Annotated in this window: 22 protein-coding genes; 9 read left to right on the plus strand and 13 right to left on the minus strand. The window is 71.2% G+C overall.

The window, feature by feature from the left end; translation table 11 throughout:
- Positions 1-2: 2 nt before the first annotated feature.
- The 6 genes from ACQEVU_RS16160 to ACQEVU_RS16185 all read right to left on the minus strand — a co-directional run bounded on the left by ACQEVU_RS16160 (position 3) and on the right by ACQEVU_RS16185 (position 5,538).
- Positions 3-785, minus strand: coding sequence for a DinB family protein (locus ACQEVU_RS16160; RefSeq protein WP_433324176.1), 783 nt, complete (start codon positions 783-785; stop codon positions 3-5).
- A gap of 119 nt (positions 786-904) precedes the next feature.
- Complete coding sequence (locus tag ACQEVU_RS16165) at positions 905-2,335, minus strand: multicopper oxidase family protein (RefSeq protein WP_433324178.1); 1,431 nt, start codon at positions 2,333-2,335, stop codon at positions 905-907.
- Complete coding sequence (locus ACQEVU_RS16170; protein WP_433324183.1) at positions 2,332-2,745, minus strand: hypothetical protein; 414 nt, start codon at positions 2,743-2,745, stop codon at positions 2,332-2,334. The genes ACQEVU_RS16165 and ACQEVU_RS16170 overlap by 4 nt, the downstream gene beginning before the upstream one ends.
- 345 nt (positions 2,746-3,090) lie before the next feature.
- Positions 3,091-4,020 (minus strand): class I SAM-dependent methyltransferase, encoded by a 930-nt coding sequence (locus ACQEVU_RS16175; RefSeq protein ID WP_433324185.1) that lies wholly within the window; start codon positions 4,018-4,020, stop codon positions 3,091-3,093.
- A 170-nt stretch (positions 4,021-4,190) separates the two neighbouring features.
- Positions 4,191-4,346: a hypothetical protein gene (locus ACQEVU_RS16180; RefSeq protein ID WP_433324187.1), complete on the minus strand. Its 156-nt coding sequence runs from the start codon at positions 4,344-4,346 to the stop codon at positions 4,191-4,193.
- A gap of 322 nt (positions 4,347-4,668) precedes the next feature.
- A complete protein-coding gene (locus tag ACQEVU_RS16185) occupies positions 4,669-5,538 on the minus strand; it encodes an AraC family transcriptional regulator (protein WP_433324189.1) in 870 nt (289 codons plus the stop codon).
- 176 nt (positions 5,539-5,714) lie between these two features.
- Here ACQEVU_RS16185 and ACQEVU_RS16190 point away from each other — a divergent pair, with 176 nt between their 5' ends.
- Entirely contained in the window at positions 5,715-6,527 is an 813-nt protein-coding gene (locus tag ACQEVU_RS16190; protein WP_433324191.1) for a phytanoyl-CoA dioxygenase family protein, read from the plus strand.
- 212 nt (positions 6,528-6,739) lie between these two features.
- Positions 6,740-7,708 carry an aldo/keto reductase gene (locus ACQEVU_RS16195; protein WP_433324193.1) on the plus strand — a complete coding sequence of 323 codons (969 nt, stop codon included), beginning with the start codon at positions 6,740-6,742 and terminating at the stop codon, positions 7,706-7,708.
- Between the two features lie 196 nt (positions 7,709-7,904).
- Here ACQEVU_RS16195 and ACQEVU_RS16200 read toward each other — a convergent pair whose 3' ends face one another.
- The 4 genes from ACQEVU_RS16200 to ACQEVU_RS16215 form a co-directional block, all read right to left on the minus strand.
- Positions 7,905-8,075: a hypothetical protein gene (locus tag ACQEVU_RS16200; protein WP_433324195.1), complete on the minus strand. Its 171-nt coding sequence runs from the start codon at positions 8,073-8,075 to the stop codon at positions 7,905-7,907.
- Positions 8,076-8,288: 213 nt separating this feature from the next.
- Positions 8,289-8,552: a hypothetical protein gene (locus tag ACQEVU_RS16205; protein WP_433324197.1), complete on the minus strand. Its 264-nt coding sequence runs from the start codon at positions 8,550-8,552 to the stop codon at positions 8,289-8,291.
- Positions 8,553-8,579: 27 nt separating this feature from the next.
- Positions 8,580-9,752, minus strand: a complete 1,173-nt coding sequence (locus ACQEVU_RS16210) for an epoxide hydrolase family protein (protein ID WP_433324199.1) — start codon at positions 9,750-9,752, stop codon at positions 8,580-8,582.
- A gap of 372 nt (positions 9,753-10,124) precedes the next feature.
- Entirely contained in the window at positions 10,125-12,077 is a 1,953-nt protein-coding gene (locus ACQEVU_RS16215) for a HAMP domain-containing protein (protein ID WP_433324201.1), read from the minus strand.
- A gap of 483 nt (positions 12,078-12,560) precedes the next feature.
- On the opposite strand from ACQEVU_RS16215, the gene ACQEVU_RS16220 reads away from it, so the two are divergent.
- Both ACQEVU_RS16220 and ACQEVU_RS16225 read left to right on the plus strand, forming a co-directional pair.
- On the plus strand, positions 12,561-12,866 hold the full coding sequence (locus tag ACQEVU_RS16220; RefSeq protein WP_433324203.1) for a hypothetical protein: 306 nt from the start codon (positions 12,561-12,563) through the stop codon (positions 12,864-12,866).
- A gap of 287 nt (positions 12,867-13,153) precedes the next feature.
- Positions 13,154-13,489: a RidA family protein gene (locus ACQEVU_RS16225; RefSeq protein WP_433324205.1), complete on the plus strand. Its 336-nt coding sequence runs from the start codon at positions 13,154-13,156 to the stop codon at positions 13,487-13,489.
- 183 nt (positions 13,490-13,672) lie between these two features.
- On the opposite strand, the gene ACQEVU_RS16230 is transcribed toward ACQEVU_RS16225, so the two are convergent.
- A complete protein-coding gene (locus ACQEVU_RS16230) occupies positions 13,673-14,092 on the minus strand; it encodes a PPOX class F420-dependent oxidoreductase (protein ID WP_433324207.1) in 420 nt (139 codons plus the stop codon).
- Between the two features lie 348 nt (positions 14,093-14,440).
- Here ACQEVU_RS16230 and ACQEVU_RS16235 point away from each other — a divergent pair, with 348 nt between their 5' ends.
- The 5 genes from ACQEVU_RS16235 to ACQEVU_RS16255 all read left to right on the plus strand — a co-directional run bounded on the left by ACQEVU_RS16235 (position 14,441) and on the right by ACQEVU_RS16255 (position 20,127).
- Complete coding sequence (locus tag ACQEVU_RS16235; RefSeq protein ID WP_433324209.1) at positions 14,441-14,974, plus strand: hypothetical protein; 534 nt, start codon at positions 14,441-14,443, stop codon at positions 14,972-14,974.
- Positions 14,975-15,652: 678 nt separating this feature from the next.
- Entirely contained in the window at positions 15,653-16,216 is a 564-nt protein-coding gene (locus tag ACQEVU_RS16240; RefSeq protein WP_433324211.1) for a hypothetical protein, read from the plus strand.
- An 88-nt stretch (positions 16,217-16,304) separates the two neighbouring features.
- Positions 16,305-16,550 carry a hypothetical protein gene (locus tag ACQEVU_RS16245; protein ID WP_433324213.1) on the plus strand — a complete coding sequence of 82 codons (246 nt, stop codon included), beginning with the start codon at positions 16,305-16,307 and terminating at the stop codon, positions 16,548-16,550.
- Positions 16,551-16,792: 242 nt separating this feature from the next.
- Positions 16,793-17,572 (plus strand): ABC transporter ATP-binding protein, encoded by a 780-nt coding sequence (locus ACQEVU_RS16250; RefSeq protein WP_433324215.1) that lies wholly within the window; start codon positions 16,793-16,795, stop codon positions 17,570-17,572.
- A complete protein-coding gene (locus ACQEVU_RS16255; RefSeq protein WP_433324217.1) occupies positions 17,569-20,127 on the plus strand; it encodes an FtsX-like permease family protein in 2,559 nt (852 codons plus the stop codon). The genes ACQEVU_RS16250 and ACQEVU_RS16255 overlap by 4 nt, the downstream gene beginning before the upstream one ends.
- 45 nt (positions 20,128-20,172) lie before the next feature.
- Here ACQEVU_RS16255 and ACQEVU_RS16260 read toward each other — a convergent pair whose 3' ends face one another.
- Both ACQEVU_RS16260 and ACQEVU_RS16265 read right to left on the minus strand, forming a co-directional pair.
- Positions 20,173-20,832, minus strand: coding sequence for a response regulator (locus ACQEVU_RS16260; RefSeq protein ID WP_433324219.1), 660 nt, complete (start codon positions 20,830-20,832; stop codon positions 20,173-20,175).
- Positions 20,820-22,004 (minus strand): histidine kinase, encoded by a 1,185-nt coding sequence (locus tag ACQEVU_RS16265; RefSeq protein WP_433324221.1) that lies wholly within the window; start codon positions 22,002-22,004, stop codon positions 20,820-20,822. Before ACQEVU_RS16265 ends, ACQEVU_RS16260 begins: the two co-directional genes overlap by 13 nt.
- Positions 22,005-22,112: the final 108 nt, after the last annotated feature.

Below are 22,112 nucleotides of genomic sequence, written 5' to 3' on the forward strand. Positions count from 1 at the left end.
GGTCACCCGCCGACGGCCTGCTCCGGCAGGGCGGCGAGGTCGCGCTCGGCGAACAGCCGGTGCATGTACTCCTCGTTGATGACCACCTGCAGGCACTCGCGCAGGGGAAACGCATAGGGCTCGGGCCAGCCCGGCCCCTCCACCGGCTCCAGCGTGCGATCGAGCGACTCGTCGGTCTGCTCCCAGATCACCGCCCGCACCCGCGCCCGCCGGTCGGCGCGCACGGCGAGGACCTCGTCCAGCGACGGGCGCACCGCCCGGTCGCGGGGAACGCCCGGCGCCTGCGGCATCTCGTCCCACGGCAGGCTCAGCGCGTGCCAGGGCGCCGGGTCGCCGAGGACCGCGCGCAGCACCCAGCAGTCGGAGACGAAGATGAGGTGCCGCAGCGTCTCGATGAACGACCACTCGCCGCCGACGGACGCGTGCAGCTGCTCCGGCGGCCGGCTGCGGGCCCGTTCGACCGTGCCGTCCCACAGCGCCTGCAGGGCCTCCCAGGCGCGCCGGAACCCGTCGGCGTCGGTGGGGCGCATCAGCTTGCGGTCGGGCTGGCGGCGGTCGAGCTCGGCCTCCACGAACTCGGAGACCTCGACGCCGTTGACGGTCAGGCCGCGGATCTCGCCCTCGATGTCGACGTCGACCACCTCGACGCCGCGCATCACGACCGCCTGCATCCGCGCGCCGCGGAACTCGGCCTCGCTCAGGTCGACGTGGCGGAACTGGGTGCCGCCGAGGTGCACGTTGTGGAACCGCGACTGGCGCAGGTCCGCGTCCTGGAACTCGACCATGCGGTGAACCTACCCTGCCGGTGAAACTTTCGCGGCCCGCCGCGAACAGGTTTTCGGACTCCACAGTGACCTTGTCCTATTCGAGCCGAGAACGCCGGCAAGTCCGGCGCCCCCTGCTCCTACTCCGGCTGATTGCCGCCCCCGATCCGGTACGGCGTGGTGACCCCCTCGTAGGCGAGGTGCGCCATCAGCCCCTCGGCGGCGTGGGCCAGGTTGTGGCAGTGGTCGACCCACGCGCCCGGGTTGTCGGCGACGAACGCGATCTCGTACGTCTCGCCGTCGGCAACCTCGAGCGAGTCCGTCCACCATGGACTCCCGGTCGCGGCGACGCCGTCGCGGCTGAGCACGACCGCGTGGTGGCCGTGCAGGTGCATCGGGTGCGTCTCGCCGCTGTGGTTCTCGATCGTCATCCGCACCACGTCGCCGAGGCCGACCATGAACATGGGCACGTCCGGGTACAGCCGGCCGTTGACCGTCCACCACAGCCCCGGCCGCCCGTCGAGGAAGCCCGGCCGCCGCCCGATGCGGTACTCGAAGCGCTGCGTGGCCGCGCCCGGATCGAACCCGAGCGGTTCGGGCGCGCCGTACGACAGCAGGTCCACGCTCGCGCGCGGCTCGGCGCTCGCCTCCACGCCGGCGCCCTCGGGCCCGACGAGCAGGCCCGCACCCGCGCCGACGTCGACCCGGACCGCCCCGCCCCCGTCCGGCACCACGACCTCGAGGTCGGCCCGCCCGCCGGCCGGCACCACGAGCGCGAGGTCGCGCACCGGCGGCGCATCGGCGCGCTCATGCCCGTCGACGGCTCCGATGCGGTACGCCGCGCCCGACACCCACGCCCGCATCGTGCCCTGGTCGGTGTTCACCACCCGCACCCGCACGGTCGCGCCCGGCGCCGCGCTCACCGCGGTCGTGCCGGCGCGCCCGCCGATCGTGCGCCGCCCCGCGTAGGTGTGCACGAGCGCGACCCGGTCGCTGTCGGCCGCGTCGACGATCAGCGCGCCGAACAGCCCGCGCTGGACCTGCTCGTGCGAGAGCTGATGGGAGTGGTACCAGTACGTGCCCGCGTCCGCCGCAACGAACCGGTACACGTGGTCGTGCCCCGGCGCGACGGCATCCTGGGTCACGCCGGCGACCCCGTCCTCGGCGTTGGGCACGTCGTAGCCGTGCCAGTGCAGCGTCACGCCGCCCGCCACCGACTCGTTGACGAGCCGCACCTCGACCAGCTGCCCGCGCCGGGCGCGGATCTGCGGCCCCGGCGAGGTGTGGTTCAGGGTGTACCCCATGACGCTGCGACCGTCAGCCAGGGTGACCCGCTCGGCCCGCGCCACGAGCGTGACCGACACGTCGGCCGGCCCGTCGCGCGGCCCGGTGAGCGCCGCGACCGAGACGCCGTCGTGATGGTGCATGCCGCCGTGGCCGGGCGGCGGTCCCATGTCCATCACGGAGTACGACTCCGGCAGCAGGCTGTCGAACCACGCCCATCCCAGCGTCCCGACGATCGCCAGGGCCGCCACCACGGGAATGACGGCCCGCCACCCGATGCGCCTCATGCGGTGACGGCGACGGGCCGCTTGGCGTGGCGCGCGGCGACGACCGGCACCACCAGCAGCGCGAACGCGTTCAACCCGTGCAGCGTCCCGACGACGGGCGCGCTGAACGCGGCGAACGCGAGGCCCACCTGCAGCGCGGTCAGCCCGAACGTGATGCCCGCCCACGTCACGCCGCCCGGGATTCGCGCGAAGAACGACACGATGAGGAAGATGATGGCGAGGAGCGGGATCAGCCCCATGCCGACGATGGCGTGCGTGTAGTGCCCCGGGTTGGCCCCCGCGTTCTTGTCGAAGACGCCGCCCGCGTCGATGTCCTGCAGCACGGTGAACCACGCAAAGGCGACGCTGGCCGCCTGTACCACCACGCCGCCCGCGACGAGGTAGGCAAACACTCGATATGTGGATCGCATGGCCACGATCGTGCGTTCCCGCCCCGCCCCGACGCGTCGACCCACGGGCGGAACCGCCGCCGCCTCGCCGGGCTGACCACGGAATCAGCCCAGGGGCTGACGCTTTCGCGCCCTCGCCGCGCTCGCCCGCCGCTTCGCGCTTCCATGGCCTCGTCGCGTGCCGCCACCCTTTTGTGCTTCCACGGCCGCTCGGTGGCCTTCCGCCCTCTTTGCGTGTTTCGCGGCATCGTCCTTGTTCGGTGCCGCTTTGCGTTTTCGCGGTCGTCCGTCGCTTGCGTGTTTCGCGGCTTCGTTGTGGGTAGGCGCCGCTTTGGGGCACCCATGAACCTCTCGGGGGCGGGGCGCTCAGACGCGCTTCTCGCAGGCGAGCACGAAGTTGTCCACCAGCGAGGTGAACATCGACGACGCATCGACGTGATGGGTCGATCGAACCCAGTCGGTGAACACCGCTCGCAGGCCGAACTTCTCGACCTCGCCGGGCCATCGCTCGGCCGGCCAATGATCGTCGGCGGGCCGGTCGAACTGGTACCCCAGCGGACCGACGTGCACGAAGGTTCCCCCCGGAGCGAGTATGCGAGCCACCTCGGGCAATAACCGACTGGGCGGCACGACGTCGGAGAAGTACAGCGATGCCACAGTCGAGAAATAGCCGTCGGGGTATGGGCAGTGCAGGGCGTCCGCTATCGCCCAGGCCACCGAATCCAGGTCGACGCCAAGGTTCGACGCGGTGTGCTGTTGGCGTAGGTCGGCCTCAGATCGCCGGTTCAGCCGGTCTACAACGGTGAAGCGCAGCGGTCCGTCGCGTAGAAAATCTCTGAGGAGGCCCATGGGAACTGACAGCTCCATGGCGTGTGTCGATGCGAAATGCGGCGACAAGACGCTCGCGAACCGTCCGGTGCCCGCCCCCAGGAGCAGGATCCTCGAACGCTCACCGCCGGCGTTGTCCAGCGCCTTGAGGGCCGCCTGGGTGACGTCCTGGATCTCCTCCTCACACTCTGGTGTGCCGCTCCAGTCTCGACGCAGGTAATGCAGGGACTGCACCGGTGAGTACGGGTTTCGAGACCTTACCGGCGACCGGGCGGCCGCGGTGGCCAGGACGGACCGCACGGTCAGCAACGGGCTGATCGCCTCCGTCATCTTGTCGCAGATGTCGTTCAGCAGTGTCGTGTCCGGTTGGACCGTTTTCCCGTGAGCACGGTTGCTCTGGCGGTATTCGACGATGCGCAGAGCCTCCTCCCCGAGATGGCGATACGGGGCGGGGCACAGCACAGGCATGCCGCGGATGACGGGATACCGTACGTTGCAACCCGTGCAGTAGAACCCGTCGTGCGTTGCGAAGCCGGCCCGGCAAACGGGACAGACATACGGAAGAGAGCTGGTCAACGGCCTTACCCCCAGTGTCGACTGTTCAGCACACGGGCAGGACACTAAACCAACTACTTGGCTCACAGAACCTGCACGAGGTGTTGGAAGGCCGACTCGGACCGCCCGGCCGCGACGTTCGACGCCACGGTCGAGTATCTCGACCGCACCGAGACCGTCGTCATCGCGACGCCGGTGCGTGCCGGCGGCGAAGCACGCACCTGGATCTGGGCGGTCACCGTCGACGGCGTTCCCTACATCGAGCGCTGGGGAACGGGCTCGCATGGCAGAGGGCGCGACGCTGTGCCGGTCGGCCACCGCCGCGAGTCCCGGGGTCGGCTCACCGGGGTGGACCACCACCGGCCGCCGGCCTGTCCAGCGGTACCGCTGCAGCAGTGTGTCGAGGGTCGCGAGGGCGCGGTCGGTGGTAGCAGCAGCCGTGCGCGCTTGATCGGTCTCCGTGAATCCTTCCTGGTCATGGGGATGCGACTCAGTCCCGAACTTTGTCCCGGTGGGGGTTTGTGCCGTCGAAGTTTGTCCGCCGGGGTGCTTGCCGGGTCGTCATGCCGGTTCGACGGGCAGCCAGAGCTCACAGGTCGCGGTGCGGAAGTCATCGGAATGTTCAAGCACCGCCACGATCTCCGGACCTGGCCGCAGCCGCCACGGGTTGGAGGGGAACCACTCGGTTGCGGTGGTGGCCCAGGTCTTCTGCAGGGTCTGCGGATGTGGCCCCGCGGTTCGGATGACCACCCATCTGCCGGCCGGGACCTTGATGATGTCGAGACCGCCGGGGACCGGTGTGTCAGGGGACACGGCGACCCCGTGAAGGTAGGTCAGCTCGCTGCCCTCGGCGCGGTCGGGGTCGAGGTCGTCGCTGACCGCGAGCAGGCCCGCCGGCTCGGTGTCACCGAGGGCCTTCAAGCGCAGGTGCTCCTCCGTTGGCAGTGCGGCGATGTGCTGCCGAATGTGCGGGTTGGTGCCCTGGTGGACCAGCGGAACGCGGGCAGCGTGCCCCACGAGCCGAAACTCGCGGTGGTCGACGATGCGGGTCTCCATGCGTTCGCTGCCTTCCACGGTCAGGCGGAACCTGAGCTGTGGCTGGCTGCGCAGGGGCCCTCCGGCGTGGCGCACCGCTCCGGGGCCGACGCCGTGGACCGCCCGGAACGCCCGCCCGAACGCCTCGGTCGAGCCGTATCCGTGCCGGACGGCGATGCTCAGCAGGTCCTCCTCGCCGCGGACGACATCGGCGGCGGCGACGGTCATGCGGCGGCGGCGCAGATACTCCGACAGCGGCATGCCGGCCAACGACGAGAACATCCGACGGAGGTGATATTCGGTCGTGCCCAGCGTCCTGGCCACCTCTTTGACGTCGAAGTCCCCGGTCAGGCTCTCCTCGACGAGGTCGACGAGCCGGTTGAGTGCCGCGATCATGAAGCCTCCCTCATGTCAACCTTGGCCGAGGCACGCCGGTCGCGCCCGATCGTTGTGGCCCGATCCGATCATGGCCGGCACCGTCGCGACACGGACGCGCGCTTCGAGGGCCGGCCCGACAAAGGTTGCGCGGAACATATCGGGTGATCGGGAAAGTGTCCCCGCACGATAGCGGCATGGATGACACGACCCTGGTATCCCGCTTTCTTCGCGACGGCTTCGTGAAGCTGGATGGCGCCGTCGCGCCGCGGGTGGCCGCGGACTGCGCGCGGCTGTTATGGCGAGAGACGGGCTGCGACCCGGACGATCCAGCGACGTGGACGCAGCCCGTGCACTGGGTGCCCGGCATGGCGCAGGGGCCGTTCGCCGCCGCGCCCAATTCCCCGTTCCTCCACCACGCGTACGACCTGCTCGTCGGTGCGGGACGCTGGGAGCCGCGTTACTCCCTGGGCACGTTCCCGCTGCGCTTCCCGCACGAACAGGAGCCGGATGACGCGGGCTGGCACATCGAGGGCAGCTATCTGCCGGAGGGCGAGACCTGGTACTTCACAAATGTGCGCTCTCGAGGCCGGGCGCTGCTGATGCTGTTCCTGTTCAGCGAGGTCGGCGAGCAGGACGCCCCGACCCGGATCCGGGTCGGCTCACACATCGACGTGCCGAAGGTGCTGGAGAAGTACGGGGAGGACGGGGCGAGCGGGCTGGCCCTGGCGCCCGATCTGGCGGCGGCGTCCGCCCACCGGCCACTCGCCCTCGCCACCGGCTCCCCGGGCGACGTCTTCCTGTGCCATCCGTTCCTGGTGCACGCGGCGCAACCGCACCATGGGGTCCGGCCGCGCTTCATGGCCCAGCCGCCACTGATGCCGGCCATCCCGTACGAACTGGAGCGAGCCGACGGCGCGTACTCACCCGTGGAGATCGCGATCCGCCGGGGCCTCGGACAGGACACCCCCGGTCCGGACGCAGACGGCACCGACCGCAGCGCCGGATAGACATACCTTGGGGCTCAGCGACCCGCGCGAGTGGCGCGGGCCCGGCCGCGGGGACCCTGGTGCGCCGGGCTTCGGCCGGGCTGAGGCCGACCTCGAGGGCGGCGTCGGTGAGCTGTCCCCAGATCTGCCGAGATGAGTGCTTGACGGATGAGTGCGTTGACGCAGGATCAGCGCTTGACCTGGAGCGCGCTCCAGGTGACAAGGTGGGCGCCATGGTGGCAGCGACCCAGTCCCCGCTGGTGCTCGGGGCGATGATGTTCGGCACCAGGATCGACGAGACCACGGCGTTCGCCCTGCTTGACCGGTTCGTCGAGCGCGGCGGCGTGTGGATTGACACCGCCGATTGCTACGCGTTCTGGGCAAGCGACACCGGTCTTGGGGGCGACAGCGAACGGGTGCTCGGTCGCTGGCTGGCCGCCCGCCCCGGCATCCGCGACCGGGTGCGGATCTCCACGAAGCTGGGCGCCGAGCCGGTCGAGCCGGGCTCCTGGCCGGACGGCCGGGAAGGGTTGTCCGCGAGCGCGGTACGGGCTGCGTTCGCCGGGAGCCTCGACCGGCTCGGGATCGACCGGGTGGACCTGCTCTGGCTGCACCAGGAGGACCGCTCGGTGCCCATCGAGGAGACCGTCGGCGCACTCGCCGGGCTGGCTGCCGACCGGTTCGGGGTCTCGAATCACCCGGCGTGGCTGGTCGAGCGCGGCCGTGCGCACGCCCGGACGATCGGGGTGCGGCCGTTCGACGCGCTGCAACTCAGCGCCACCTACCTGCGCCCGCGCCCCGGTACGCTGCCGCCCGGCGTGGTGCACCGGTTCGGCGTGCTCAGCGATGAGCAGGCCGACTACGCCGCGGAGCACGCGATGGACCTGTGGGCATACACGCCGTTGCTGTCTGGCGCCTACGACAACCCCACCAAACCGATTCCGGAGGTCTACGACCACCCCGGCAACACCGCCCGGCTGGCGGCCCTTGACGCGGTGGCTGCCGAGGTCGGCGCCGCCCGCGGCCAAGTCGTGCTGGCCTGGCTGCTGAGTCGGGGCGTGCGGCCGATGCTGGGCGGTAGCAAGCTCGCCCAACTGGACAGCGCGTTCGACGGGGTCGGGCTCAAGCTCACCACTGAGCAATTGCAGCTACTGAACGCGGCCGAGCAGTCGTCGTGGGCCAGCCCGTACGCCCAGCACTGACCGGCTGTCCAGCCGTTGACGTCCAGGGCACCGTGACCACCAATCCCCGCGCTGAACCGGCGCGCTGATCTGCCGCGTTGATCGTGGGTTTGTGCGCCGGTATCGAGCCGCGACCACGGCCGGCCGGCATGACCGGGCGACCGCCACCATCCAGCGAGCACACCGCGACGCATGCGAAGCATCGCGCCGGGCGACGTCATCCCTCGGCGGTCGCGACGAGAGCAGCGACCCGTAGTAGGTCCTGCGCCCGGAAGTACGCCACGGTGTCGTCGTGGTACAGACACTCGGCGATGCGGTGCCGCAGCTGCTCAACCGCGCCGTTCAGCAGCTGGCGGTGCTCGGCCGACAACGGGCCGCCGGCCGCCAAACAGGCCGACACTACGGCGTCGATCTCGTGGGCGCCCGGATCGCCCCGCTGCAGTAATGCGGGGAGCCGGCTCCGGCGCCAGTAACCCAGCGCGTGCAGGGCCGCCCGCCGCGCCGGCGTTGTCAGATCCCTCGCCAGGGCGGTGGTCGTCTGCCGCCGACGGCCTCGTACGCGGCGCAGACCTGTTCGGCGCGGTGTTGCAGAGCTGCCGTATCAGTATTGGTGCGGAATCGTGCTGCCCATAGTTCGGCCTCGAGCTGGATCGCGGCCGCTTCCCACGGGTGTTCTGGCGCGGTAGCCGAGATCGGCGCGCATGCCAGACATGGACACGGTGATCGCGTCCGCCTCCGACGTGGTCGCGCATCTGACCACCAGTCCGGCGTATCCGTCCCGGATCTTAACCGCCTCGGCGGGCTTGAACAGCAGGTCGATGGTTGTGTCGTCCTCGTCGTCGGCCGGATTGCTGCGTAGCAGCAACTGGCCGTGGTTCGCCGGCTGCGCGGGTCAGCGTACCTGCCGGAAGAAGGCGCGCAGGTCCGCTACCAACAGTGCTGGTTCCTCCAGGGCGGGAAAGTGACCGCCGCGCTGGTGCTCGGCCCAGTATCGGATGTCCGGGTACCGTCGCGTCGCCCAACGTCTTGAGGGCCGGGGTACCTCGGCCGGAAAGATCGACGCGCCCACGGGCACCCGGATCGGGTCGGCGTCCGCACCGGTGATCCACGCGGAGACCTTGTCGATACTTTCCGCGTACAGGCGAGCCGACGACGCCGCCGTGCCGGTCACCCAGTACAGCGTGACCTGGTCCAGGATCTGGTCCTGAGACAGCTGGGCCGATTCCGCGCCGACCCGGGCCGGAGCTGAATCGCTCCACGTCAGAAACTTCTCCGCCATCCAGGCGCAGAGACCGGCAGGAGAGTCGAGCAGGGCGTAGCCGACTGTCTGCGGCGCGGTGCGGTGCATCTCGGAGTAGGCCGAAGAGAACCGGGCGCGATGATGCAGATCCGCGAGTGCCGCCTGCTCGGCATCGGTGAGGTCTTCGGCTCCCGCCGGGTCAGGTCCGGCCAGCGGCGGAACGAGGTGAATACCGGCCAGGTGGGGGTCGTGGCGTGCGGCAAGGCAGCTGGAGATGCTGGTGCCCCAATCGGTGCCTGCGGCGCCGTATCGGGTGTAGCCGAGCCCGCTCATGAGCTCGGCCCAAGTGTCCGCGATCCGCTCGACTCCCCAACCTGGTTCGGCGGGCTTGGCGCTGAAGCCGTATCCGGGCAGGGAGGGGATCACCACGTCGAAAGCGTCCAGGTGATCGCCGCCGTAGCGGGTCGGGTCGGTCAATGGACCGATGAGATCGACCAGTTCAAGCACCGAACCTGGCCAGCCATGGGTGAGGACCAGTGGGAGGGCCTTCGGGTGAGGCGACCGCGCGTGCAGCACATGCAGGTCGACACCGTTGACGCTGACGAGGTACTGCGGCACCGCGTTCAGCTTCGCCTCAGCGGCCCGCCAGTCGTAACCGTCGACCCAGTAGCGGCACAGATGTTGCAGCACCTCCACCGGTATGCCGTGTCCCCACCCGGGCACGGGTGCCGCCTCGGGCCATCGAGTGCGCGCCAGCCTGCTACGCAGGTCTTCCAGATCGGCCTCCGGCACGTACACCTGGAACGGTCTGACCTCCAACGGCATCGAACCTCCTTAACCCATCGAACCGCCTCCCACACGGCTTCGCAACCACCACATCCCTACGCCGGCCCAACAGCGCAGGCCCAACTCCCTGTGCAATCGCTTTGACGACGGGAGCGACCACAACGGCGACAATCGGCGTGCCGCGGTCCACGATCACCGTCGATGACGCGCCTCAACCCGGCGAACACACAACGGCGGCCATGACGGAAGGCACTCGCCCTCATCGCCGGCTGCCCGGTATGACCGGTCGGTCGGGCACTGGTGGAACCGCTGCTGGGTCGGCGGATGAATCGTCGTACCGTCTGCATCCGCACTGACGGTCGGACGTTCGAGCATACGATCGCGATGGCTGCCGGAGCGAGTAAGGATTGCTCACACGATGGAACGCGATCCGCCGTCGAAGTGATCGTCTAGGGCGGCGCGCTCGTCGAGCGGGAGCCTGACCTCCAGGCAGGTGCCGCCGCCGGGCGGGCTGTCGAGCATCAACGTGCCGCCAAGCGCCTCCACCCGGTCGGTGAGGCCAAGAAGGCCCGAGCCGTGTTCCGGTTCGGCGCCGCCGACGCCGTCGTCGCGGACCGACAGGTGCAGGTGACCGTCGTCGACGGCGGCGCTCACCGCGACGAGCGAGGCGTTGGCGTACTTCGCCGCGTTCGTCAGCGCCTCTGCCACCACGTAGTAGGCCGCTACCTCCACCGGTTCCGGAAGGCGGCTGTCCAGCTGGACGTCCAGGTGCACGGGCACCGCGGAGCGGCGGGCCAGCGCGCGCAGGGCGGGCCGCAGGCCACTCTCGGTGACGATCGCCGGGTGCACACCGCGGGAGATTTCGCGCACGTCGTCGACCGTGTCGGTGAGCCCGGTCACGACCGCGGACAGCTGCTCGCGCAGCTGCGACAGTTCCGGAGGCACGCTTGCTTCGGCCCGGCGCACCTCCAGCCCGACCGAGATGAGCCGCTGCTGAACGCCGTCGTGCAGGTTGCGCTCGATCCGCCGGCGGGCCTGGTCGGTGGCGAGCACGAACCGGGCCCGCGACTCGACGAGGTCGGCGCGCGCCTGAGTGTTGGCGATGGCGGTGCCGATGAGGTCGGTGTACTCGGTGAGCCGTGCCTCGGTGTCCGGTGGCGGCGACTCATCGCGGGTCGTCGCGGCGGCCACGACGCCCCACAGACGGCCCTCGACGTGGATCGGGGCGCCGACCGTCGCCCGTATCCCGTGCTCGCGCAGGTGGGCGGCGAGTGGTCCGGCCGCGTGCTGGTAGCTGTCGATCCGGGCGCCGCAGCCGGTCCGCAGTACCATGGACGCGATGTTGTCACCTTCGATCGGCACCTGCCGCCCGGGCGGCAGGTCCAGGTCGGGACAGCCCCAAGCCGCGACGATCGTCCCGGTGCCGTCGGACTCGTAGCGCAGGATCCGCACGGACTCCGTGCCGATCAGCCGCGCCAGCTCCGTGGCTACCGTCTCCATGACGGCCGCCGGCAGGACGCCCCGAGCGACGAGCGTGGCGATGCGCCGCAGGGCCGTCTGCGTATCGACGAACTGGGCGAGCTCATCGTGGTTGCGCTGCAGGGTGGTGGCCATGACGTTGAACGACCGCTCCAGCTGGCCGATCTCCGCCGTGCCGGTCTCCGGCATGCGGGGGGTGAAGTCGCCGCCGGCCAGCCGGTTGGCCATGACGGCCGCTCGGCGGATCGGCCCGATCATCAGCCGCGCCTGGTACCAGCCGATTGCGACGACGATCAGCAGCGACCCGGCCATGCCGGCGACGACCGCGATGATCTCCCTGTCGGCGTGGCGGTCGGCGCGTGCGTCCCGGGCGATGATCATGGCCTGTTCGTTTCGCCGGAATGTGTCGAGCTCCGCCCGCAGCTCGCCAATGCGGCGGTCACCTTCCTGCAGCGTCGCCATGCTCGACGCCGATGAGTCGCCGCGTTGCGCCGCGTCCAGCGCCGGCGCCGAGTAGTCGTCGGCGTACGACTGGGCGACCTGGGCGATGCGCTGCGCCTGGCTGCGCTCCGCCGGCGTCACGGCGAGCTGCTCCAGGCGCGGCGTCAGGGCGGCCAAGCCGGCGTGGGCGGCCTGCCAGCTGCTGAGGAATGCGTCGTTTCGGGAGATGGTGTACTGCAGTTGCGCCGCCTGCATCTCGACCACGAGCCGGTGCACGTCGTCGGCGGTCGTGAAGACCTCGCCGGTGTGGCGCGCATTGGCGGCCGTAGCGCGATGCTCGCTGATCGAGATGAGCAGGATGCTGAAGGCGCCACCGACGATGAGCAGGAGCACTGCGGCGGCCAGGACCATCCGGCGGAACAGCCCACCCAACGCCCTCTTCATGTCGCTCCTCGTGCCTCGGTGATGCGGCACGGAAATACCGTGGCCGTGGCAACGTGCGAAACGCCAAGGCGCACGGGGAACACCCCGACAACAATCCCCAAGCTACCCCGCGCCGTTGAGCAGCGGCCCGGCGGCGCCGAGCACGGCGCCGGTCACGATCGTGGCGGTGAGCGCGGCGGCCCACCGCCAGCTGCGGGGCAACGGGCGAAGGCGGTATCCGGATCGAACGGCAGGTCATCATCGTCACGCGGTCCGAGGCCCACATGCCGCAACAACGCCGTGAGCGTACGCCGGTCAGCGGTCGCGGGATCGTCGACCAACAGCACGAGGAACGGCACAACGTGGGCGCTGAACTGCCATCGGGTGCCCTGATGCACGACGGCACCCGCCAACTCGCTCAGCGCCGCGCGACGCACGGTGCTGTCAGACGAGCGAAGTGCCTGGATGTGCCCGGGTAGTTCCTCCGCCGGACCCGGAGGTGCCGTGCGGGATCATGACCTCGAGCAGGACCGACATGGCGCACGTTTACGGGCACTCGATGCGCTGCTGCGCGCAGCCCGGCAGCCGGACCTCGACCACTACATCGGCGTGAAGATCGGTAAGGCCATCGCGAAGTTCCTGCCGTGCGATTTCGCCGCGGACGTGCACACCGACACCTTCCCGGAGTCCGTCCGGCGGGGCATCGACCGCGCCCCCAAGCTCGAGCGTTCGTCTGACCCGCTGCGGTGGGACGTCCGGTCGCCGTCCGACCGAGATCACGGCACGTCGGCGGGCGGGCAGCACCACTGAGACGGCATTTCCGATCGGTGTTCGGCGGGCCTGGCAGGCCGATGCCAACCTTGCCAGCCGCGTTGAAATGCTGGACGGGCGTCGGCGCGATCGTGTGCCGTCCCGCGCGGCATGGCCGGTCGTAGTGACGAACAGAGCGCAACGGTCACTCGCTACTCACCGCACCCGTCCACCCCATGAGCGTGCACCAGTCAGAAACTGATCTAGCGCTTCGTGCATGAGGACCGAGCCTGACTACCAGTCGCGCCATGGACCGGTAATGTCGCCGCTGAGGAGCCTACGCCGCGGTGGCCTCCGACGTCCGGCGGCTGGTGTTCACCGCCGGTGCCTGCCCGCTCGACGAGGCCGGCGCGACCGTCGCCGTTGGTGACGTGGCCGGGCAGGCCGAACAGGTGATGGCGAACCTTCGCACGGCGTTGGCGGCCGCCGGCGCCACCCTCACCGATGTGGTCAAGACGACCGTCTACGTCGCCAGCCATGACCGCACCGACCTCGTCACGGCATGGGACGTGGTCCGCCGGCACTTCGCCGACCACGATGCGCCCAGCACCCTGCTCGGGGTCGCGGTCCTCGGCTACCCCGACCAGCTCGTCGAGGTAGAAGCCGTCGCAGCGCTCCGCTGAGTGAGGGCCAGTTACCGTCGGCAACGCCCTTCGGCCCACCGCCGAGCGCATCTCAGCGGCATGACAGCGCGGCTACACCTGAGCGCGCGGCGGTGTCAAGTGCATTCGTCGACCGTCGAGTGCGGCCGGTGTCGAGGCAAGGAACGCGAGTTCCTCGGACTGAACCGTCCCGTCGCCAGGGCTCTAGATCGCTGCGATGTCGCGGACCCCGACGACCCGGTTCATACGCAGCCGGCACAACAAGTTGCCGGACTGGCTGTTGAGCTGACCGTACGTCTCCGCCTCCCCGGCCGGGACGTAGCGTTCGGCGATCCGGGTGGCCCAGGTGATCAGGTCCGACGGATCCTCGGCGATGGAGACGCCGCCGCGCACCGCAACGAAGTCGTACGGGAACTGCTCGACGTCGACGGTGAGCGCGGCTCTGGGATTGGCGCGCAGGTGACGCCCCTTCACAGAGTCACGGCCGGTACTGAAGACAATGTCAGGGCCGTCGACGATGAACCAGATCGGCGCCACGTGCGGGTCGCCCGTCGTCCCGGCCGTGGCGAGTTTGCCGGTGTGGTTTTCCTCCGCCAGGAAGGCGATCGCTTCGTTCTCGGTCATCGCTGGCACACCTGAAGTGTGCCGCGACTGGCGGCGTCCACAGGATGAGTGTCGGCGTGATACGGCGGACGCCGATCTGCTGTGTCATCCCAACGGGGGACCGTCGTCGTCGATCTGTCACGACGATTGACGGTCCTTGACGGCGCTTCGTACGTCTCGAGCCCGTCGCCCTGTCTCATGTCCCGCCCTGTTCGCAGCGGGCGGCCGGGACGATGAAGTCTGGCGCCGGCTGAGCGCGCCGACTCTCCGTACATCGCAACGTCGTACACCCCGCCGAGCGGCGACGAACACAGAAACGATGGCCGGGCGGGGTTTGACCGGTCGCCTGTTGCGCTCAATGATGTCCGAGTGTGGGATCCCGCGGACGCAGCTGAGCCGCCGGAACGGTGGCTGCGATGGGCTGTCGCCGCCGCGGCGGTGACGACCGCTGTCATCGTGGTGGCCCTGGGGACGATCGCGTGGATGGGCGTGTCGCCCATGCTGTCGGCGTTCGCCGTCCCCGAGTGCACCGAACACGACCGGCGGCTTGCCGAACAGCTCGCGGCCAGCCCGGTCCTCACCAGGCTTCGGCCCGGCCTGACCCGCACGGGCAGCTACCACGCGGCGCCGTGCGAGGGCGACAGCGATCACTCGGGTATCGCGTCGGCCGCGGTTGCCGCCGACCAGTCCGTCACCCGGGACGCGGTGATCGCGTACTACCGGGGCCTGCTCGAAGACGGCGGGTGGAGCGTCGCGGCCGACGGCCTGGCCGCGCTGGTCTGCGCCGACCAGCGGTTCGACAGCCAGCAAGTCCGGTTCACCCTGCACGGATCGAACGACTCACCGCAGTACCAGCTCGAAATCGCCTTCGAGCCGGACCGTCGAGACCTCGGCTGTGGCTAGGTCTGACGCTGCTCGGCGGTCCACAGCAGATCGCTCGAACCTACCCGGCGGGCAGACCACGATCGATGAGCGCGGAGCGGACTTCACCGCTCACCGGCAGGACAGGAAGCCTCGGCTTCGCCGAGGCTGGTCACAGCCCGTGATGGGCTCAGGCCGGCTATCGCGCACCAACGGCGGCAGAAGAGGACGTCTGCATCGATCAGTAGAGCCACCGGTCGAGCACTGCGGGCCAGAAGTGGGTTGCATGGTCGCCGTCCCCGAATGCGGGCGAGTCAAGGGCCCTGACGGTGCATCCGCGGCATGCGGACGCCGGCGGCTGCGGCCAGGTGTCGGAGCCGGCGGCATGCGGCGTGGCGGTCCATCCGGCCGCCGAGCGTGTTGCGCAGGATCGGTCCTTCGGTGCGTCCATCCACGGCACGGTCGATCGCGCGAGCGACGGCCGGTGGCAGCGGGATCGGCACGACCTTGCCCCTTTACCGCGGACCCGCAGCACGCGGTGGCCGTGTTCCTCGCCGAGGTCGGCGACGCTCGACCCGCACGTCTCGAAGATCCGCAGTCCGAGCAGGCCCAGGAGCGCGACCAGGGCGAAGTCGTTGATGTTGGCCGACAGCCTCGCGGTGGTCTCGGCGACGTTCCACCACGGCGATGAGGGTTGCCGGTCGCCTGTACCCTGTCGCCATGCGGGGGCAGCGCATTGGGCGGTTGCGTGGATCGGCGGTCGTGGCGGCTCCCGCCGCGCTCCTTGGGCTGGCCGCGTGCACCAGCTCACCCTGGTCGTCCGATTCGGAACCCGGGCCGGACCGGGCGGCCGCCTCGGCACCGGGGCCCGACCAGACGGCCGCCCCGACACCCCAGACCGACCAGACGCCGGGCTCGTACGACCATCTGGCCGGAGCGTGGAGCTCGACGGTCTACCGCGAGAGCCACGTCGAGGTCTCGATACCCGCCGGCGGGTCACTCCGCCTCCGGGTGCGCTGCACGGGCACCGGCGAGTTCCGCACCGCCGTGAGTACCCCGTACCCGTTCAAGATGACCTTCGGATGGCGCTGCTCCGACCGGTGGGAGTTCTCGGGCTTCTGGATTCCGGCGAGCGGCAGTGATGTCGCCAACCAGGACCACGGCACGGTCACCATCGCCGTCGACCGGCCGAAGAGCATCACCGCGTGGGACGTCGAGGCCTACTACCTCGGGCCAACCGGGCAGGACAGCCCCAACGCCAGCCCGCGGCCGTCCACGTCCTGACCTTGGGCGGCGTTCAGGGGCAGCCGCCGTGCGCACCAGGAAGCGCAGCACGAAACCGACGGCGGCGAGGCCGAGTGGTACGGCGCCGGTGACGAGGCGTAGCCGTCGGCTCGGCGTTGACGGCACGATCGGACATCCGAACATCGGTGGCCGCGACACCACCGACCTCCTCGCCGCCCAGCATGCGATCCTCACGCCGGTCCGCGACGCTCTGCGCCGCCAGCACGCCACAGCGACAGCCTTCAACCGGGTCCTGCTCATCTGGCGGCTGGAGAACACCGACGCCGCAGTGCGCTTCCTCGACGCACTCCGCGGCGGCGGCCTGAGCGCATAGCACCACCCGTTCCCGCGCCGCGTAGAGCGCCAGTCGCCCCCGCGGACCCGGGCCGTGCACGATCGCGTCATCGGTACCACATCCGGGGTAGTGGCAACGGCGTCGGCGAACCCGGCATGATCGTCGCCATGCCCGGCGCCGTCGACGTGAGAACGCTCGACGGTCACTACAGCTGGCTGTAGTCCGACTCCGGTGGCGCGGGGTATCGGTCCGGGCCGTCGTCGTGCCTAGCCTCGATGGACATGAGAACTACGAGGGCCGGGTCGCGACGACCGGCCGAGACCGCCGTGACGTCGCCCGACGCGGTGCGCCTGGACGCGGTGTCGAAGGAGTACGGCCCGGCGAAGCAGCGGGTCCGCGCGCTGGACGCGGTGATGGCGAGCTTCGGGCGGGGGACGTTCACCGCGGTGATGGGCCCGTCCGGCTCGGGCAAGAGCACGCTGCTGCACTGCGCGGCAGGGCTGGACCGGCCGACGTCGGGCCGGGTGATGCTGGGCGACACCGAGCTGTCTGGGCGGTCCGAGACGGAGCTGACCGAGCTGCGGCGGGACCGGATCGGGTTCGTCTTCCAGGCGTACAACCTGATCGGTGCGTTGAGTGTGGCCGACAACGTGACACTGCCGGTCCGGTTGGCCGAGCGGTCGGTCGAGCCGGCGCGGTTGAGCGAGGTGCTCGCGGCGGTCGGGCTGGCCGAGCTCCGCGATCGCCGTCCGAGCCAGCTCTCCGGCGGGCAGCAGCAGCGGGTGGCGATCGCCCGGGCGCTGGTCACCCGGCCCGATCTGGTCTGCGCCGACGAGCCGACCGGCGCGTTGGACAGTCGCAGCGGCCGGCAGGTGCTGGCGCTGCTGCGCAGGATCGTCGACGAGTTCGGGCAGACGGTGCTCATGGTCACCCACGATCCGGTCGCTGCCGCGCAGGCCGACCGGGTGCTGTTCCTGGCCGACGGTCGGCTGGCGGGCGAGTTGCACCGCCCGTCGGCCGAACAGGTCGCCGAGCGGATGACCCACCTGGGGGAGCGGTGAGCCGGCGCATGTTGGCGCTGGCCTGGAGCACGGTCCGGGGGCGCACGGGTGGGTTCGTCGCGGCGTTCGTCGCGGTGCTGCTCGGCTCGGCGGTGATCACCGCCTGCGGGATCCTGTTGGAGAGCACCGAGCGGTCCGGGGTGCCGACCGAGCGGTACCGCGCCGCCGAGCTGGTGGTGGGTGCCCCGCAGGCGATGCCGGTGGCCGACGACGTGGACCCGCGGTTCGTCGAGCGGGCGACCCTGCCGGCCGACAGGATCGCCGACGTGGCGCGGGTGCCCGGTGTGCGGGCTGCGGTCGCCGACGTCAGTGTCGCGGTGAGCCTGCTGACGGCCGACGGCGCGGTGCTGGGCGACGCCGCGACGCGCGGGCACGGCTGGGGGTCCACGGTGCTCGGCCCGTTCACGATGAGCGCCGGTCGTCCCCCGACAGCCTTTGATGATGTGGTACTCGACGCAGCCCTCGCCGAGCGGGCCGGCGTCCCCGTCGGCGGCACGGTCCGCCTCGCCGTCGGGTCGACGGTCGCGACGTTCCGGGTGAGCGGCGAGGTGCGCCTGCCGGACGGTCGGGCGTCCCGGCAGCCGGCTGTGTTCTTCGTCGACGAGCGAGTCCGGGAGCTGTCCGGGCGGGCCGACCGGGTGGCGGTGATCGGGGTGCTGCTCCTACCCGGAGCCGGCGTCGAGGAGGTGGCCGACGCGATCCGGGCGGCGGTGCCCGACGTGGTCGTGTACCAGGGACGCGAGCGCAGCGAGGCCGAGTTCCTCGACCTGGGCGGCACCCGGTCGTTCGTCAGCGAGCTGACGCTGGCGTTCGGCGGCAGCATGGTCCTGGTCATCATGATCGTGGTGGGCAGCACGTTGGCGCTGTCGGTCCGGCAGCGGCTGCGGGAGCTGGCGTTGCTGCGGGCGATCGGCGCGACCCCGAAGCAGGTGCTGCGCATGATCACCGCGGAGACGATGGTGGTCGGCACGCTCGGGGCGGTCCTCGGCGTGGTGCCGGGGATCGGGCTGAGTCTGGCGTTCCGGGCGGCGTTCGTGGCGGTCGGTGCGATCCCGGCGGACTTCACGCTGTCGATCGGCCCGCTGCCGGTGCTGGTCTCGGTCGTGCTGTGCCTGATCGGCGCCCGGCTGGGCAGCTGGGTCGCGGCCCGGCGGGCGGCCCGGCTCCGGCCGGTGGACGCGCTTGGCGAGGCGGTCCTCGAGCCGCCCCGGCTCGGCCGGCTCCGGTTGACCGTCGGGGTACTGCTGATCCCGGCCGGCCTGGCGATGGCCTTGGTGCCGCCGCTGCGGCTGCGCGGTGAGGGGGCCGCGGAGAGCGCCGCCTTCTCCGCGTTCCTGCTCATCTTCGCCGTCGGGCTGCTCGGGCCGAAATTGCTTGCCGGCGCCGTCACCGTGCTCGGCCCGTGGCTGAACCGGAGGGCGGGCGTCAGCGGGTTCCTCGCGACGGCCAACGCGCACGCCAACGCCCGCCGGCTGGCCGCGGCGACCACGCCGCTCATCATGGGCATCACCCTGGCCGCCGGGCAGCTGTTCAGCGACACGACGGCCAGCGCTGCCGCCCAGGACCAGGCCGCCGACGCGCTGCGGGCGGACTTCGTCGTCACGTCCACGTCGGCCGGGGTGTCGCCGGAGCTCGCCGAGACGCTGCGTCGCGTGCCAGGCGTGGCGGTGGTGACCCCGGTGGTGCGCACGCGGACCCTGGTGACCTTCCGCTCGGGCGAGGACGTGCAGTGGCGCCATTACGCGGCGCAGGGGATCACCGCCGACCGGCTCACCACGACCCTGGATCCGGGGGTACTGGACGGCGACCTCGACGCCCTGCGCGGCGACACCGTGGCCCTGAGCCGGATCGCGGCCGGCACCCTCGACGTCGCGCTCGGCGACACCGTCACGCTCCGGCTCGGCGACGGCACGCCCGTCACCCCGACGGTGGTGGCGATCTACGAGCGGGGCCTCGGCCTCGGCGACGTCACGCTGCCGCACGACGTCGTGTTGGCGCACACCACCGACCGGCTGGACCTGGCGGTGCTCGTCGCGGCGGCCCCGGGCGCCGACGTCGGGGTGGTCGGTGCGGCGCTGCGGTCGGCCGTGGCGGGGCTGCCGACGGTACGGGTGAGCGACCGTGCCGCGTTCGTCGGCGCGCAGCGTGAGGCGGCCGCCGGCGAGTCGGCGGTCGGGCTCATCCTCAACGCGGTGCTGCTCGGCTACCTCGCGATCGCCGTGGTGAACACGTTGGTGATGGCGACCGCGGCCCGGTTCCGGGAGTTCGCGTTGCTGCGGCTGGTCGGCGCGACCCGCCGGCAGGTGCGGGCGATGATGCGCAGCGAGACCCGGATCATCGTGGTGACCGCCGTGCTCATCGGCACCCTCGCGGCGATCCCGTCGCTGGTCGGCACGAGCCTCGCGCTGACCCGGACGTTGCTGCCGGCCGTGCCGCCGTTGGCGTACCTGGGAATCGTCGGGGTCGCCGCGCTGCTCGGCTGGGCCGCCGTGATGACCTCGGCCCGGATCGCCATGCGGCCCCGGCCCGTCGAGGCGATCGGCGTGCGCGAATAAAGGCCGCCGCGATCGGCGTGCGCCAAGAAGAGCGCGCGGGCCGGATCAGCCGCTGGCGGTCCGGCCCGCCGCGTTGAGGTACGCGAGCACGGCCAGGACCCGGCGGTGTCCGCTGTCGGTGACGGCGAGGCCGAGCTTGGCGAAGACGTTGCCGATGTGCTTGTGCACGGCGTTGTCGGTAATGACGAGCTGTACGCCGATCGCGGTGTTGTCGTGGCCCTGGGCCATCAGCCCGAGGACCTCGCGTTCGCGGGCGGTGAGGACGGCGATCGGGTCGCCGGCACGCTGCACCAGCTGGGCGATCACCTCCGGGTCCATCGCGGTGCCGCCGGCGGCGACGCGACGCAGCGCGTCGACGAACTCCTCGACCCGGCTGACCCGGTCCTTGAGCAGGTAGCCGACCCCGCCGCCGGTGGTGGCGAGCAGCTCGGCGGCGTATTGCTGCTCGACGTACTGCGACAGCACCAGCACCGGCAGGCCGGGCCGCTCCCGGCGGGCCTGCAGCGCGGCCCGGATGCCCTCGTCGCGGAACGACGGCGGCAGCCGGACGTCGACGATCGTGACGTCGGGCCGATGCTCGCGCACGGCGGTGAGGAACGCGTCGGCGTCCTCGGCGACGGCGGCGATCTGGAAGCCCGCCCGGCCCAGCAACAGCTCCAGGCCGGTGGACAGCAGCACGTTGTCCTCGGCGATCACCACCCGCACGGCAGCTCCATCGTGATCGTGGTCGGTCCGCCGGCCGGGCTGTCGACCGCGACGGTGCCGTCCAAGGCGAGCACCCGGCGGCGGATCCCGGCGAGGCCGGTGCCCCGCCGGTCGTCGGCGCCGCCGATGCCGTCGTCGGTGACGGCGACCGTCAGCCGGTCGGCGGTCCGGCCGACCCGGACCCGGGCGGTGGTGGCCCGGCTGTGCTTGGTGACGTTGGTGAGGGCTTCGGCGACGGCGAAGTACACGACGGCCTCCATCGCCGCCGGGACCCGCTCGAGCGCGCCGATGTCCAGCCGGGTCGGCACGGCGCAGCCCGCCGCGACGGCGCTGAGCGCACCGTCGAGTCCCCGGTCGGCGAGGATCGGCGGGTACACCGTCCGGATCACCTCCCGCAGCTCGGTCATCGCCGCCTCGGTGCCCTCGTGGGCGTCGCGGAGCAGCCCGGCCACGAACGCGTCGTCGCGCGGGTCGTCGTCGAACGCCTGCCGGGCCACCGCCAGGCGCATCGCGATGGCGACGAGCCGGGCCTGGGTGCCGTCGTGCAGGTCCCGCTCGATGCGGCGCAGCTCCGCGCCGTGGGCGTCGAGCACGTCGGCGCGGGTGCGGGTGAGCTCGGCGACCCGCTCGGCGAGCTGGTCGTTGGTCGAGCGCGCCAGCACCGCCACGCAGATCCGGGCGTGTGCGCGGGCGAGGGGGGCGAATGCCACGTACCCCACGAAGGAAAGAATGATCATCTGCAGCGGACCGAGGGCCACCGCCGTCGTCCAGCCGGTTACCGCGACGTCGACGAACAGTCGGGGCCGCTCCGCCGGGGTGAACGCCCACCACAGCGAGGTGGCGATCACCGCGACCACGATGTTGCCCACGCAGAGCAGGGCGGGCAGGCCGAACAGCAGTCCGGTCACGGCGTTCACCGGCAGCCAGAGCAGCGCGCGCAGCGTGCGTCCCGGCGCGGGCTCGGCCCACCGGCGACGGATCGGTGGCGGTGCCGTCGACGCTGTCGCGAGCATGCGGCCGGCGCGGTCGTGGTGCACGCCCGCCCAGAGCCGGGCCAGCCGCGGCACGCACAGCAGCGGCAGCGTGAGCACCGTGACGACGCCGGTGAGCAGCGAGACGAGCAGATAGACCCCGCCCCGGCTGGCCGTTGCCCACCGCGGTTCCGACGTCACAAGAAGATTCTTCCATGGTCGTCGGCGCTACCGGTTTTCTTGACCGGGGCGGCGTTGTCCGCCCGCGTCGGGCCGCCCCCGTCCGGCGACGCGCGCGCGAACCCGAAT

The organism is Dactylosporangium sp. CA-139066, assembly GCF_050936175.1.
Classification (GTDB): Bacteria; Actinomycetota; Actinomycetes; order Mycobacteriales; family Micromonosporaceae; genus Dactylosporangium.